Genomic DNA, 14,149 nt, shown 5'->3' with positions numbered 1-14,149 from the left:
CAGAGTGACGAAAAAAAAGCCCTAGAAATAAGATTCCTAGGGCACACAAATAAACTATAGACTTATAGTATTCGTTTATTTTGATTCTACTCTTCTTCCATCCAGACTCTACTGTCGGTCTCGGAATTACACCGAGTCAGCCCCTAATTAAAGGAGGTCGCGGACTTTACCGCCGGTCGGGAATTACACCCTGCCCTGAAGATTTTATTTGAATGTTTATGGTGATATCATACGGTATTAAAAAGAAAATGTAAACCCAAATGTATTTTTTAAATTAAAAATATATACTATAGAGTATTTATCATGGGTGATTGGATAAAAAATTCCCCTTCACCTGGCCATTTTTACCCAAGTATAGTTTGCCAAACTCATCAATTAAGCCATGGAATTCCTGGGCTTCCTCATAAGTGAAGTCATCCGGTAAGTTAATCTCTTGGTAAAGGCTTTGATAGGTTGTGTACGAATTGCCTGTCAACCAACTGAATAACCGCCTAGCGTAGCCATCAGCGATAAACGCTGGTTGATCAAATATAAAAACGCGAAATACGTCAGCTGTTTCATATCCTACCCCGTGTAATTTCAAGATTTCACTTCGCAACTGTTTTCCGTATGCATACTGCATGGCTTGATAATCCCATTTGTGGTGATCAAACCATTGGAAACTGGCTTGAATTGCTCGCGCCTTGTTGCGGTAGAATCCACTTGGTCGAATCAACGTTTCTAATTCTTCCAGTTGGAGTTTTAAAATTTCTTCTGGCAAAAAGTCAGTAGCTGCGTTCAAGTTATTTAGGGACTTTTCAACGTTACGCCAGTTGGTATTTTGAACAAGGATAGCCCCCAGGATTATTTCCACCTTAGAATCAGCAGGCCACCAACCTTGTGGCCCCATTTCTTTCAGTAAAGTATCGTATAATTTTCTAATAGCTAATTTATCCATCATCTCATCCTAAATAATTTTGCCATTATGTGATATTTTTCTTTGCATCTTTATGTAAAAATGAATAGGTGCCTATTCGCGTCACACCTATACTTTGTGGTTGCCTAGCTTGGATTGGTCAAAGCCTTCCAAAGCCAGCAAGGCAATTTTGCGGTCGATACCACCTGCATAACCAGTTACTGCACCGTTAGTGGCTACAACCCGGTGACATGGAATTAGAATCGAGATGGGATTGTGGCCAACAGCACCGCCAGCTGCACGAGCTGAACTCCTTTTCCCAGGAGTGGTTAAAGCAACTTTATCAGCTAATTCCTTATAACTAGTCGTTTGGCCGTAAGGGACATTAATCAGTGCGTTCAGGATTTGCTTACGGTAAGGCGTTACTTCTGGGTCCAAAATGTTTGGGTCAAGAGTTGGGTTCTCACCAGCAAAATAAGCATCTAACCAATTTTTGACTTGCATGATTACTGGTGTTTCAGCTACTGCCATTGTTTGCATGACGTATTGACTACCGAAGTATTTTTGGTCAGCAAACCACACGCCTTTAATGGTTTTATCGTCGCTCACGATAGCAATTTGGCCAAGTGGTGAGGTGTAAGAAGATTTGTAATACATGCTAATCCCTCCTGGGTTAAGATGACAGATACCCTAGCTATCTCAAAAAAAGATGGGGATAGCTAGGGTATGGCTTTTATGTACTTGTAGTAATGCTATTTATTCTGCGTACTGTGCAATACCATTACCAAAGGACCAGTTCTCTTTATTTACTTCAACTAAGTTGATAAAGACATCTTCTTTGCGAATAGCTAATTGGCTATTTAATTTATCAGCAACTGTCTTGTATAAAGCTTTTTTCACCTCAGTTGTACGCCCTTCATTCATCGTGATTTGAATGATTACGATACCTTCTGTACGGTCAACATCTAGGTAGTTGGTAGAAAATATCAGTTCTTCAGCTTTTAAATCATTCACAATAACGAACTTATCCTCTTCAGGAATGCCAATTGTTTCAAGCATAGATTCGTAAACTAACTCACCTAGTTGTGATTTAAATTCTGCAGTCTTACCTTCTAAAAGATCGATTCTAACTAATGGCATGTAGCACACTCCTTATCTTTTTGCATAATATTATTATATATGAAAATTTAATTAAATTGCTAGTTTCATCCTACAACAATTTTTAGAAGTACCGTACTATACATTGATTTAAATATGGAAAAGAATATTTTATATAGGTACTTGTTGGTTTCTAGCATAAAAAAACCGATAACGCTTTTAAGGTCATCGGTTTTCTTGATTTAACTATTGTTTGTACTTTTTTTGCATTTCATGTTTGTTTTATTCATTTGGATCGCTTTCAGCATCTTCTTGAGTGCCATGAACAGTACCAGGTACGTGGTCAGGGCTAGCATAAATGGTGTACAGTTTTAACGGTACACTCCCCCGATTGGTGATATTATGCCATAAACCTAGTGGCACAAAGACTGCTTCATCTTCTCCAATTTTTTGTTCAAAGGATAAATCGTCCTCAGCAGGACCCATCTGGCAAAGACCCTCACCTTGCTCGATACGGATAAATTGATCACTTTCATTATGTACTTCTAAACCAATATCACCGCCTACAGGAATTTCCATAACAGTCAACTGCAACTTGTTACCTGTCCAAATCGTCGTACGAAAATTTGTATTCTCTAACGTTTCTTTTTCAACATCTATAATATACGGTTTTTTGTCGTTATCTACATTACCAGTCAGAAATTTATTATCAGTCATCATAATCCCTCCTTACCTATAATTCTACTCCTTATATATTTTAATGCAAATATATTGTGAATCAGTGATCATAAATAATTTTATTGCTTGCTGTATATTTTTAGTTTATGCTTTTTTTTAGTTATGCATTCATATTTAGAAAGGCGTTTTATCATGAAATCATTTATTAATTTTTGGCAACAAACATTTAATTTTAAACAGAAAATAAGTTGGCGCCAAGCATCATCTAGGATTTTAAAGAATCTTATTTTTATTATTATACTCTACTTTATTGCTTTAATTGCACCTCCTTCTTGGGAGGAACCTATTGCTTATTTTGTCCAAGTTTATACGATCATATCAATCATCCCAACAATTACCACTACCATTAGTGCAATAAAATAATCATCAAATGCATATCATTTAAGAAAGTTGGGGGTAACATGAAGGATACTGATAATTTTTATGAGATGGAAGAAAATTTTTTGAAGATTTCTAAAGAAATTGAGGCCATGTCTGATTCCCTAGAAAATTTTGAAAAATACCTACCAAATATCAAACTATTTCTTCACTACTATGGCAGTGAGACTTGGTTTAAACATTTAAAGATGAAAGAACAAGGCTTATTTGAAGATGCTCGTACAACAGCTGTACTAGGAGAAGACTACAGCTATGACCTTGTTATAGATATTATGGATTTAGCCAATAAACTAAAAAGTGTTGGTGATGAATTAACAGAAAAATAGTCTTACTTCATAGCTAGTGAATTGAAGTAGGTTCAATATTTTATCTGTAGATTATTGTTGAGATGGTAAGTCTCTAATATAGAACAAAGATTGACATCTAATAGAAATAATAATCAAAATATTCAAAACATAGTCAAATCTGTAAGTATGAGAAGCGTTAAAGAGCTAATAATAGCTCTTTTTTTGTATTCAACTTTTTGAAAATACTTCCTTAATAAACTTGTTTAATACGCCATTATTTGCTTTCAATTAGAAATCATAGACATATTCTTCATCAAAATATTTATCTACACCTTTATACAGGACTCCCCTTTATTCCGTTAAATGCTAGTTACTAATTTTTATACGTCTATAATTCTTTATATGTAATCGAATGTAAGCCAAAATTCTTCTAATAGTGTAATCTGCTTTCCTTTTCTAGTAATCAATTTTCTTTCTTGAAAATCTCTTAATTTACGAGAAATAGTTTCAGGACTGGTAGCTAGATAGTTTGCCAACTCTCTCATAGAGATAGGTAAAGTAAAAAGCTCCCCCATTTTTGCTGCTATAGATAGTTGGCTAAGATATAAGGCTAACCGTTCCTCTATACGATCAAACGCTAGAAGCTGCAACTGTTTTTCCACAGCTACTGTTTTGCAAGCATTTAATTGTAACAATCGATAACTGAGCTGTGGATAGCGTGCCATCACTTTATTAAAGTCGGATTTATAGAGAGTGCAAGTTCTGGTTTCTTCAACAGCTTCACCATATAGGCAGTCATTGGGTAGACCAAAGAGATAGTTCTCACCGTCGTAATCTCCTTCTTTTACGATACGAATTAATTGCTCCTTCCCAGTTCTACTAATTCGATATATTTTCATAGCCCCTAAAGGTATAATCAACAGTTGTTCTTCACTACTTGGTGAAAAAATAATTTCTCCTTTTTTAAACGTCTGATGGTGAAGCAAACACTTTATCTCATTTTTTTCATCTAATGAAAGAGGGGCGAAGAGTGGAACGGTGCATAAACAACCTGAATTTTTCATGTAATTTTCTCTCCTCTAAAATCAAAAAAAATGACTATCGTCAATTTTCTATAACGATATGTCATGTACAATACACACTATATATAGTGTTTCTAATTAAAACAAGCACTATATATGTGGTTATTTATTAAAAAGAGGTGTGATACATGCAAATAATTAAAGTCTATTATATTAGTTTAAGTGGAAATACCACGAGTTTTCTCGCAGATTTAGATACGTATTGTCAAAAACAATATCAAAAAAAGGTAGATTATGTGAATGTAAAAGATTTGGTCAAATTAGGAAAACCACTCACTTTTGACATCAATGAATCCTATTTTGTATTTCTGCCTACTTATCTTGAAGGTGGAAATGGTATTGAAACAGGAGATATCGAAATTTTGACAACACCATTGCGCCAAGTGATTACTTACAATAAAAACCGAGACTATTGTTTAGGAATTATTGGTAGCGGCAACAGAAACTTCAATAAACAATTTTGCCTAACAGCCTATCAATACGCCGATGATTTTGGTTTTACCGTATTGGATGAATTTGAACTAAAAGGTACGACAGAAGATATAGAGAGAATTGCCGAAAAACTGCATAACCAGGGACATAAAAAATGACACCATATCATCCCCTTTCAAACAATATTTTAGGAGGTACTATGTTAAATAATTATTTACACTATAAAGCAATTAACTGGAATGTCATTGAGGATGAATTAGACAACGTTGTATGGGAAAGAGCAACCTCACTTTTTTGGTTGGATACACGTGTCCCCATCGAAAATGATCGATCAAAATGGGCAAATTTACAATTACAAGAACAAGAGCAGCTCAATCGCTTGTTGATTCTTTTGACTAATATCGCTACCTATCAATCCAATGAATTAGGAGAAATTATTCGAGATAGTGCACGTTCCCAACAAGAGATTGCAATCATAAATAATTTTCAATTTACTGAAATGGTTCATACAAAGGCCTATAACCGCATTTTAAGCATATTTAATCAGGATATAGGTTCTCAAAAAGCATTTGATTGGGTCGATACTAATCCTCAGGTAAGGGATTATATAGAAAAAATACATATGACCTACCAAAGCGCAGATCCTTTGAAAAAAAGATTCATGGCCATATGTGTTGAAGGCATTTTAAATTACACGTACCTTTCTTATCTTTTTGAATTATGGCTAGACCGAAACTTTTTGAACCTCGGCAGTATGCTCAAAATGATTGTTCGAAATGAATCTTTACATTGTTATTATCTAAATTATAAAGTGAATCTATTGTTAAAGGAAGCAAGTTCAAAACAAGTAGCCCAGTTTAAAAGTTGGGGTATGGAGATTGTTGATGATTTTGTAGTACTAGCTGATCAATTAATCGATACCTTTTATACAATAGGAAGTAGTAAAACAGTCGCATTCAACCTAGTAATGCAAGAGGCAAACCACATTCTCGCCGGTATTGGTCTGAATGAGATTTATGCTTTTAATCAAGAAAATATAGCCGCGATCAATACGCAATTAGACGAACTACGCGCTCATAATCTGAATAATTACAATAACAAAAATACCACAAATACAGAAGAAGTAATGAACGAATCGGATTACGTTTTTTAAATAATATGGCTAAGAGTAAAAGTAATTGAGAGAAAAGATATGTTCACCAGATAATATTAAATAAGCAGGTTTGGTGACAATAACTACTAATCGTGAAAGGAAACATTATGATACATAAAACAATGAATTGGCAACTTATCGAGGATGAGTTAGATGAATTTGTCTGGGATAAAGCCACTGCCCAATTTTGGTTGGACACTAGAGTTCCTGTTTCTAATGACTTATTAGAATGGAAAAAATTATCAACTATGGAGAAAGAAATTGTCAAAAAAGCAGTGGGAGGCCTCGCACTTTTAGACACGCTGCAATCAGAAGAAGGCCTATATGCGTTAAAGAAACATGCAAGAACGCAGAAAGAGCGAGCTGTTCTAAGCAATTTTATGTTTATGGAGTCGATCCACGCTAAAACCTATGGGACCATTTTAATATCCTTAAATACATTCAAAGATATTGAAGAAATTTACGATTGGATGAACAACGATCCAATGATGCAATTTAAAGCAGAGAAAATCAATAATATATATCAAAATGGTACACCTATACAAGTAAAGGTAGCGAGTGTTTTCTTAGAAGGTATCTTATATTACAGTAATTTCTTTATCCCACTGTGGTATCGTGGTCAAAATAAACTTGCCAATTTGGCTGAACTTATTAAATTAGTCATCCGAGATGAATCGGTTCATGGTACATATCTTGGTTATAAATTTAGGCAAGATTTTGAAGAGCTGACACAAGATGAGCAAGAAGCGTTCACTCAATGGATGTATAGTTTCTTAGAAGAATTGCTTGAGAAAGAATTCGCATTTACAGAAGAATTATATACTGAAATCGGATTAGCAGAAGATATCAAGACATTTGTTAAATATAATGCTAATAAATCTCTACAAAATATGGGCTTTGGGATCTACTTTGAGAATGCCCTCGCGAAGGACGTCAATCCGATTGTGATGAACGGTATTTCAATTGAAACATCTAATCATGATTTCTTTTCTCAAGTAGGTGCAGGTTATCTTATGGGGAATGCTGAAGAAATGTCAGACGAAGATTACATATTTGAATAACCAATCAAATATATACCATTCCCCCTTCAAACTTAGAAGCAAGCTACTAAGTATCTGGAAAAACGAAAAATTACTATTGGAAAAGTGAGCATAAAAAGTCCCTCTTGTAGGAAGGTACTTGGTGAATATATCAAGTACCTTTTTTTATTCGATTTCATCTTTAAAATGGAATTTGATAGAATAAAAAGATGTTTCCCACATAATAATATACCTCCTAAAGTAGATTTATTTTATTAAGTGTCTACTTTAGGGGGCATATTACTCTTTTTTGAAATTTTTATTTTTTCTTATTTTTAAAATTCGAAATAACTGGCCCTGTTAGGGTAACAGCTAAAACTAAAAAAGTTAAATTTTTAAATATCAAGAAAAATACAATGGTATCAACGGAACTAATATCAAGAATAGCCTTTTATCTTTATCAATGAACTTTTTTAAAAGCTGTATAGCACGCCCAAAATTAATAACAATAACTAAACCACCAAATATATACAACGAATTAACAATCCATGATTGATATCTAATTAAATCGAATAAACCCACTACTAACGCAGCTATAATAATTAACAAGAGAAATACTATTAAAAAAATATTGATTTTTCTATTCACATGAATCACCTTACCAAGGATATTGTAAGTCTTCATTTATATCTTTATGATATAACCTATAAGGTGTACTTTATAGTTCATAAACCTGTTTATAATACGTAAAATTGAACACTAAAAAAAGACATTCCCCACATAAGTGAGAAATGTCTTTTTGATTTATATATGGGTTGGTACTCGATTTCCTTAGAAATCTCCGTCCCGTACTGTATCCGTAAGCGAATAAATTCGCAACGGCTCCAGCAATTAACGTTTTGAGAATTGAGGTGCTTTACGCGCTTTTTTAAGACCTGGTTTCTTACGTTCTTTCATACGTGGGTCACGTGTTAAAAGACCAGCATCTTTAAGTGGTTTACGGAAGTCAGGATCTACTTCTAGTAATGCACGAGAGATACCGTGACGAGCTGCACCTGATTGACCAGCATATCCACCACCGTTAACGTTGATGAAGATGTCATATTGGCCTTCAGTTTGTGTAACTGCTAAAGGTTGTTTAACGATTACGAATAATGATTCGTATGGTAGGTATTCTGCCATTTCTTTACCGTTAAAAACGATTTTACCTGTACCAGGTACTAAGCGTACACGGGCTGTTGAGTTTTTACGACGGCCTGTTGCGATGTATTGAGCTTGTGCCATTTGCTTTTCCCTCCTTAGATTAATTCGTTAATGTCTAATTGTTTAGGTTGTTGCGCTGCATGTGGGTGTTCCGCACCAGCGTATACGTGTAGGTGTGTAAATTGAGCACGACCTAAACGGTTTTTTGGTAACATACCTTTAACTGAAGTTTCGATTAAACGTGCTGGTTTTTCATCACGTAATGTACCTGCAGTTGTTTCATAGATACCACCTGGGTAACCTGAGTGACGGTAGTATTTTTTGTCTGTTGCTTTTTTACCAGTTAATTTCACTTTTTCAGCGTTGATGATGATAACTTGATCACCTGTGTCAACGTTTGGTGTGAATGTTGGTTTATTTTTACCACGTAACATGCTTGCCACAACTGTTGATAGACGTCCCAATGGAACATCTGTAGCGTCTAGGACAACCCAGTTACGTTCAACTTCATTTGCTTTCGCCATATATGTTGTACGCATTATATTTCCTCCGTTTATCTTGTCTGATTGTTCGATTCATAATTGGTTTCCGGGGCCTATCATGGGGCAAACAATACCGTCTTATATTGTACCACTTTGAAATTCACTACGTCAATCTTTTTCAACGAAAAAAATCCCTTATCATAGATTTCTTATTTAGCATATTGTTGGATAGATTCCTCGAGTAAGCCTAAGTAGCGTTTGGCTATTGAAGACAGCTGGTGACGATTAGCGGTTAGGTAACCTAGTTCAATCACCTCGTCTGATTCAAGAGGAATTGCTAATATATCCGGACTGTTCAAGTCATCATTGATTATCCCTGAAGAAATCGTATAGCCATCTAGACCGATGAGTAAATTAAATAAAGTTGCTCGGTCAGAAACAATAATCCGTTTTGGGACAGGAATATCCGCTAAAATCTCTTCCCAATAGTAGAAAGAATTGTGGGTACCTTGTTCATAAGATAAACGAGGATAAGCGGTTAAGTCATCTAAACTAATGGTCGCTTGTTTCGCTAAAGGATGACCTTTATCAATAAACACATGTGGTGCAGTTTTAAACAATGGCGTAAAAGTTAGTTGCTTCTCTTGAAAAGCCCCTTCTAATACCTTCTGATTATAATTAGACCGGTAAATAACGCCCACCTCAGAGATAAAATTAGCAACATCATCTAACACCTCAAATGTTCGTTCTTCTTTTAATGTCGCTTCATATTGGTCTGCATCCATCTCTTTTAGTAACTTCACGAAAGCATCCACTACAAAGGCATAATGCTGGCCAGATACTGAAAATATCCGGTTGGCCTGACTTCCTTCTTTATAGCGGTGGTTCATCAAGTCAATCTGCTCCAAGACTTGCCGGGCATACTGGAGAAATTCCTCCCCCTGCACCGTCAGAATCGTCCCCTTAGCCGTCCGCTGAAACAAAGTTACCCCCATCTCAGACTCCAAATTGGCCATGGCTTTCGACAAAGATGGCTGGGCAATAAACAAATCCTTGGCCGCCTGCGTCATATTCCCCACTTCAACAACCTTCATAAAATACTGCAAATCTTCAATCCGCATACGCTCACTCCTTACCATAGTTTCAAGCTATGAAAACCGGCATATAATAGTTATTTGTAATTATTATGCCAGACCCATATACTCATAACAAGTTCAAAACCTGAATAATTCATAGTTTTACTAATAGTCTTTCCTAACATTGATTTATTAGTCTTTAAAGTAATCTGCTTCATCACCCATTAGGTGATGAAAAAGAACCCCTTTATCAGCGAGAATTTTATACCGTATTCAGGCAAAACCAAAGGATTCGGCAGTACATTTAATAACCAGATTTTTAAAAATTTTTAAATGGCCCAAGGAGCAGTGCGTCCAAAATTTGAGTTTGAAAAGTGAAAAAACTCAAAATAATTATAAGGGCCAGAAAAATTAATCAATTAGGATAGAAGATGATAAACGATAAAGAAAATATAACAATATAGATAAAACAGCCTTTGACATTAGAGGTATGAATTATTCAGGTGATAACAACAAAGGAGGATTCACTATGACTCAAACATCCATTATTGGTTTCCCCAGGTTGGGCGAAAACCGTGAATTAAAATTTGCGACGGAGAAGTATTTCCGAAACGAAATCAATGAAGAAGAATTATTCCGAATTGGAAAAGAAATCCGGCGCAAGCATTTTACACTATTAAAAAAAGCAGGAATTGATTCTATTCCAAGTAATGACTTTTCCTTTTACGATCAGACCTTGGATACTGCATTTCTATTCAATATTCTTCCAAAAGAAGTCGAAAAAAGTGACTTATCTTCCCTAGATAAGTATTTTACTTTAGCACATGGTTACCAAGGAGAAAAAGGCGATATTAAAGCTCTCCCGATGAAAAAATGGTTCAATACGAATTATCATTATCTTGTACCAAAATTTGAAAAAGACACCGCTATTCAAATTAGTACGAGCAAAATTTTTGATGAGTTCTTAGAAGCCAAGGATTTGGGAATTGATAGCCGCCCTGTTTTAGTTGGGCCTTTTACTTTGCTTCAACTAAGCGAGTTTGAAGATGGATTAGCTGCTCGTGACTTTGCCGCTGACTTGGTGAAAGGATACCAAGAAGTGTTTCACAAATTGAATGAAATCGGTGCAGAATGGATTCAATTAGATGAACCTGCTTTGGTAAAAGATGTTGATGGAGCGGAAAAGAAATTATTTGTAGATCTTTATGATTCCTTGCTTACAGATAAAGCTGGCTTGAAAATCCTCATTCAAACTTACTTTGGTGATGTACGTGACGTGTATCATGAATTGACTGCCTTAGCAGTAGAAGGAATCGGCTTGGACTTTGTGGAAGGTACTAAAAATATCGAGTTGGTTCAAACTGCCTTTCCAGAAGACAAATTTCTGTATGCAGGAGTCGTTAACGGAAAAAACATTTGGCGAAATGACTATTCGAAAAGCTTGGCCCTATTAGAGAGTTTGAGGGTGAAAAATTATGTCCTGTCTACTTCTTGCTCCTTGCTCCACGTACCATTCACAGTAGAAAAGGAAAGTTTTCCTGAAGAAATCAAGCGCCATTTCTCTTTTGCTAAAGAAAAGTTACAGGAGCTCGTTGAATTAAAAGAAATTCTTGATGGAGAAAGCAGCGCTGCTCTGGCTGAAAATAAAGACTTGTTTGCATCAGAAAGAATTGCGGTAAATACTGCTCTAGGGGAAAAAATCAATCAATTGTCCCAAGATGCCTTTACAAGGAAACCAGATTTTTCAAAAAGAGAAGCTTTGCAAAAGGACATTTTTAATTTTCCGTTACTACCGACTACAACGATTGGTTCTTTCCCACAAACGAAAGATGTCAAAAAGACGCGTGCTCTTTTCAAACGAAAAGAAATCAGTCAAGATTACTATAAAGAATTTATCGCAAATCGAACGAATGATTGGTTAGCTTGGCAGGAAGAAATTGGGTTAGATGTTTTGGTTCACGGTGAATTTGAGCGAAACGACATGGTCGAATATTTCGGACAAAACTTGGAAGGTTATCTATTTAGTAAAAATGGCTGGGTACAATCTTACGGCACTCGTGGTGTGAAACCGCCTATCATATGGGGAGATATTTCAAGAGCGGCACCGATTACGGTGGAATGGTCTGCTTATGCGCAGTCACAAACAGATAAAATCGTAAAAGGAATGTTAACGGGTCCGGTGACCATTTTAAATTGGTCATTCCCTCGAGAGGATCTTTCATTGCGTGAATCTACTTTACAAATTGCTCTGGCGATTCAGGAAGAAGTATTGGACTTAGAAGCAAACGGTATTCGCGTGATTCAAATCGATGAAGCTGCTTTGAGGGAAAAGTTGCCATTAAGAAGAAGTGATTGGAATTCAGAATATTTGGATTGGGCAATCCCTGCCTTTCGATTGGTTCACAGCAAAGTGAAACCCCAAACGCAAATCCACACCCATATGTGCTATAGCGAGTTTACCGATATTATCCCTGCGATTGAGAATATGGATGCGGATGTCATTTCCTTTGAAGCGTCTCGTTCTAATTTGGAAATTTTAGATGAATTACAAAAACAAAACTTTAAAATTCAAGTTGGCCCCGGTGTTTATGATATCCACTCACCACGAATTCCTTCAGTGGAAGAAATTACCGAAACCATTCGAGCAATTTTAGCAAAGGTTCCAAAAGAGAAAGTTTGGATTAATCCGGATTGTGGTTTGAAGACTCGTGGGGAACGTGAAACAAAAGCGAGCCTGGAAAACATGACGCAAGCAGTGAAGACGATTCGAAAGGAGCTGTAGGCAATGACCGATTTTCAAAGAGGAAATGGCACTTCCCTATCTTTTGAAGTTTTTCCAGCGAATACCCAAGTTGGTACAAAAAAATTGATTCAGACCTTGAATGAACTACAGGATTTACAGCCGAATTTTATTAGCGTAACTTGCAGTAATAACAAAGCTAATATTGAAGAAACAACCGTCAAAATTGCTGATTATGTAACAAACACATTGAGAATTCCTACCATTGCACACTTACCGGCAGCTTATTTATCCAAGCAACAAGTATCTACCATCCTTGGACAGCTTGAAAAACTAGGAATCCGGCATGTTTTAGCTCTTAGAGGCGATATTGTTGAAGGAATTCCACCTAAAAGAGATTTTTCTTATGCGAGTGATTTGGTTACTTTTATTCAGGAACAAGCACCCTACTTTGACATTTCAGGTGCTTGCTACCCTGAAATTCATCCAGATTCAGACAACCGGATTTCTGATATCAAGCATCTAAGGAAAAAAGTAGAAGCTGGCTGCAGTCAGTTGATTACACAGCTTTTCTTTGACAATGAACAATTTTATCAGTTCAAAGAAGGATGCTCACTGGCAGGGATTGATGCCCCCATTTTGGCTGGGATCATGCCTATCGTAAATCGTAAACAGGCTTTACGTCTAATTAAAGTCAGCTCTTCTCAACTGCCGAAGAAATTTTTAGCAATTTTAGAAAAATATGAACACAATCCTGTTGCATTGCGTGATGCGGGGCTTGCCTACGCCATTGATCAGATTGTCGACTTAGTCACACAAGGCGTGGATGGCATTCATTTATATACCATGAATCAATCCGATACCGCTCGGCAAATTCATCAAGCAACAAAATCATTGTTTCAAACTACGGAACTCTTAGGCGTATAAAGAGCAAATTATATAAAGCAACAGCCTCCAGCGTGATTTGCTATGCTCCCAATATAGTAGACAGAGAAATAATAAAAGTTCTCTACTACTGTAAAGGGGGCATTTTTATGTCTAAAAGAGGGACTAAGCATACGTTAGATGAAAGAGCCGCAGCTGTTCTTAGAGTAATTGAGAAGCATAGATAACACCAATTTCTGATTTCAAATTGGCTACGTCGTCCAAGACTTCGAAGGTCCACTCTTCTTTTAGGGTTGCTTCATATTGATCAGCGTCCATTTCGCTAAGAAGCTTTACGAAGGCATCCACTACAAAGGCATAATGCTGGCCAGATACTGAAAATATCCGGTTGGCCTGACTTCCTTCCTTATAGCGGTGGTTCATCAAGTCAATCTGCTCCAAGACTTGCCGGGCATACTGGAGGAATTCCTCCCCTTGCACCGTCAGAACCGTCCCCTTAGCCGTCCGCTGAAACAAGGTTACCCCCATCTCAGACTCCAAATTGGCCATGGCTTTCGACAAAGACGGCTGGGCAATAAACAAGTTCTTGGCCGCCTGCGTCATATTTCCCACTTCAACAACCTTCATAAAATACTGCAAATCTTCAATCCGCATACGCTCACTCCTTACCATAGTTTCAAA

15 protein-coding genes and 1 riboswitch are annotated in these 14,149 nt (G+C 36.4%); of the genes, 6 read left to right on the top strand and 9 right to left on the bottom strand.

Going from position 1 to position 14,149, the window contains the following annotated elements:
- Positions 1-85: 85 nt before the first annotated feature.
- Positions 86-207: riboswitch (FMN riboswitch) on the bottom strand.
- Positions 208-301: 94 nt separating this feature from the next.
- From AWM76_RS02240 to AWM76_RS02225, 4 genes are all read right to left on the bottom strand, one after another.
- The gene (locus AWM76_RS02240; RefSeq protein WP_106427319.1) at positions 302-937 is read right to left on the bottom strand and encodes an endonuclease III domain-containing protein; all 636 of its coding nucleotides are present in this window, start codon (positions 935-937) and stop codon (positions 302-304) included.
- 87 nt (positions 938-1,024) lie between these two features.
- Entirely contained in the window at positions 1,025-1,552 is a 528-nt protein-coding gene (locus AWM76_RS02235; RefSeq protein ID WP_004262705.1) for a methylated-DNA--[protein]-cysteine S-methyltransferase, read from the bottom strand.
- Positions 1,553-1,651: 99 nt separating this feature from the next.
- Positions 1,652-2,035, bottom strand: coding sequence for a tautomerase family protein (locus AWM76_RS02230; RefSeq protein WP_004262703.1), 384 nt, complete (start codon positions 2,033-2,035; stop codon positions 1,652-1,654).
- A 240-nt stretch (positions 2,036-2,275) separates the two neighbouring features.
- On the bottom strand, positions 2,276-2,710 hold the full coding sequence (locus tag AWM76_RS02225; RefSeq protein WP_039935905.1) for a cupin domain-containing protein: 435 nt from the start codon (positions 2,708-2,710) through the stop codon (positions 2,276-2,278).
- Positions 2,711-3,132: 422 nt separating this feature from the next.
- On the opposite strand from AWM76_RS02225, the gene AWM76_RS02215 reads away from it, so the two are divergent.
- On the top strand, positions 3,133-3,435 hold the full coding sequence (locus AWM76_RS02215; RefSeq protein WP_004262695.1) for a DUF4298 domain-containing protein: 303 nt from the start codon (positions 3,133-3,135) through the stop codon (positions 3,433-3,435).
- 359 nt (positions 3,436-3,794) lie between these two features.
- On the opposite strand, the gene AWM76_RS02210 is transcribed toward AWM76_RS02215, so the two are convergent.
- Positions 3,795-4,460 carry a Crp/Fnr family transcriptional regulator gene (locus tag AWM76_RS02210; RefSeq protein WP_004262691.1) on the bottom strand — a complete coding sequence of 222 codons (666 nt, stop codon included), beginning with the start codon at positions 4,458-4,460 and terminating at the stop codon, positions 3,795-3,797.
- Between the two features lie 146 nt (positions 4,461-4,606).
- Here AWM76_RS02210 and nrdI point away from each other — a divergent pair, with 146 nt between their 5' ends.
- From nrdI to nrdF, 3 genes are all read left to right on the top strand, one after another.
- The gene (nrdI, locus tag AWM76_RS02205) at positions 4,607-5,068 is read left to right on the top strand and encodes a class Ib ribonucleoside-diphosphate reductase assembly flavoprotein NrdI (RefSeq protein WP_004262686.1); all 462 of its coding nucleotides are present in this window, start codon (positions 4,607-4,609) and stop codon (positions 5,066-5,068) included.
- Positions 5,069-5,109: 41 nt separating this feature from the next.
- Positions 5,110-6,063: a ribonucleotide-diphosphate reductase subunit beta gene (locus AWM76_RS02200; protein WP_039935904.1), complete on the top strand. Its 954-nt coding sequence runs from the start codon at positions 5,110-5,112 to the stop codon at positions 6,061-6,063.
- A gap of 107 nt (positions 6,064-6,170) precedes the next feature.
- Positions 6,171-7,124 carry a class 1b ribonucleoside-diphosphate reductase subunit beta gene (nrdF, locus tag AWM76_RS02195; protein WP_004262678.1) on the top strand — a complete coding sequence of 318 codons (954 nt, stop codon included), beginning with the start codon at positions 6,171-6,173 and terminating at the stop codon, positions 7,122-7,124.
- An 849-nt stretch (positions 7,125-7,973) separates the two neighbouring features.
- Here the strand turns inward: nrdF and rpsI are convergent.
- The 3 genes from rpsI to AWM76_RS02175 all read right to left on the bottom strand — a co-directional run bounded on the left by rpsI (position 7,974) and on the right by AWM76_RS02175 (position 9,888).
- Complete coding sequence (gene rpsI / locus AWM76_RS02185; protein WP_004262670.1) at positions 7,974-8,366, bottom strand: 30S ribosomal protein S9; 393 nt, start codon at positions 8,364-8,366, stop codon at positions 7,974-7,976.
- A gap of 14 nt (positions 8,367-8,380) precedes the next feature.
- Positions 8,381-8,824, bottom strand: a complete 444-nt coding sequence (rplM, locus tag AWM76_RS02180; protein WP_004262667.1) for a 50S ribosomal protein L13 — start codon at positions 8,822-8,824, stop codon at positions 8,381-8,383.
- A gap of 152 nt (positions 8,825-8,976) precedes the next feature.
- Positions 8,977-9,888 carry a LysR family transcriptional regulator gene (locus AWM76_RS02175; RefSeq protein WP_039935902.1) on the bottom strand — a complete coding sequence of 304 codons (912 nt, stop codon included), beginning with the start codon at positions 9,886-9,888 and terminating at the stop codon, positions 8,977-8,979.
- Positions 9,889-10,372: 484 nt separating this feature from the next.
- Here AWM76_RS02175 and metE point away from each other — a divergent pair, with 484 nt between their 5' ends.
- Positions 10,373-12,625 (top strand): 5-methyltetrahydropteroyltriglutamate--homocysteine S-methyltransferase, encoded by a 2,253-nt coding sequence (metE, locus tag AWM76_RS02170; RefSeq protein ID WP_039935901.1) that lies wholly within the window; start codon positions 10,373-10,375, stop codon positions 12,623-12,625.
- A gap of 3 nt (positions 12,626-12,628) precedes the next feature.
- Positions 12,629-13,510 carry a methylenetetrahydrofolate reductase [NAD(P)H] gene (gene metF, locus AWM76_RS02165; protein ID WP_004262652.1) on the top strand — a complete coding sequence of 294 codons (882 nt, stop codon included), beginning with the start codon at positions 12,629-12,631 and terminating at the stop codon, positions 13,508-13,510.
- A 159-nt stretch (positions 13,511-13,669) separates the two neighbouring features.
- Here the strand turns inward: metF and AWM76_RS02160 are convergent, their stop codons facing one another.
- Positions 13,670-14,122: a LysR family transcriptional regulator gene (locus tag AWM76_RS02160; protein WP_039935909.1), complete on the bottom strand. Its 453-nt coding sequence runs from the start codon at positions 14,120-14,122 to the stop codon at positions 13,670-13,672.
- Positions 14,123-14,149: the final 27 nt, after the last annotated feature.

This window comes from Aerococcus viridans (assembly GCF_001543285.1).
GTDB lineage: Bacteria > Bacillota > Bacilli > Lactobacillales > Aerococcaceae > Aerococcus > Aerococcus viridans.
This window is presented reverse-complemented; position numbering and strand designations above follow the sequence as displayed.

Coding starts and splice junctions, on each gene's coding strand:
- AWM76_RS02240 (WP_106427319.1), bottom strand. CDS start 937: ATGGATAAATTAGCTATTAGAAAATTATACGATACTTTACTGAAAGAA.
- AWM76_RS02235 (WP_004262705.1), bottom strand. CDS start 1,552: ATGTATTACAAATCTTCTTACACCTCACCACTTGGCCAAATTGCTATC.
- AWM76_RS02230 (WP_004262703.1), bottom strand. CDS start 2,035: ATGCCATTAGTTAGAATCGATCTTTTAGAAGGTAAGACTGCAGAATTT.
- AWM76_RS02225 (WP_039935905.1), bottom strand. CDS start 2,710: ATGACTGATAATAAATTTCTGACTGGTAATGTAGATAACGACAAAAAA.
- AWM76_RS02215 (WP_004262695.1), top strand. CDS start 3,133: ATGAAGGATACTGATAATTTTTATGAGATGGAAGAAAATTTTTTGAAG.
- AWM76_RS02210 (WP_004262691.1), bottom strand. CDS start 4,460: ATGAAAAATTCAGGTTGTTTATGCACCGTTCCACTCTTCGCCCCTCTT.
- nrdI (WP_004262686.1), top strand. CDS start 4,607: ATGCAAATAATTAAAGTCTATTATATTAGTTTAAGTGGAAATACCACG.
- AWM76_RS02200 (WP_039935904.1), top strand. CDS start 5,110: ATGTTAAATAATTATTTACACTATAAAGCAATTAACTGGAATGTCATT.
- nrdF (WP_004262678.1), top strand. CDS start 6,171: ATGATACATAAAACAATGAATTGGCAACTTATCGAGGATGAGTTAGAT.
- rpsI (WP_004262670.1), bottom strand. CDS start 8,366: ATGGCACAAGCTCAATACATCGCAACAGGCCGTCGTAAAAACTCAACA.
- rplM (WP_004262667.1), bottom strand. CDS start 8,824: ATGCGTACAACATATATGGCGAAAGCAAATGAAGTTGAACGTAACTGG.
- AWM76_RS02175 (WP_039935902.1), bottom strand. CDS start 9,888: ATGCGGATTGAAGATTTGCAGTATTTTATGAAGGTTGTTGAAGTGGGG.
- metE (WP_039935901.1), top strand. CDS start 10,373: ATGACTCAAACATCCATTATTGGTTTCCCCAGGTTGGGCGAAAACCGT.
- metF (WP_004262652.1), top strand. CDS start 12,629: ATGACCGATTTTCAAAGAGGAAATGGCACTTCCCTATCTTTTGAAGTT.
- AWM76_RS02160 (WP_039935909.1), bottom strand. CDS start 14,122: ATGCGGATTGAAGATTTGCAGTATTTTATGAAGGTTGTTGAAGTGGGA.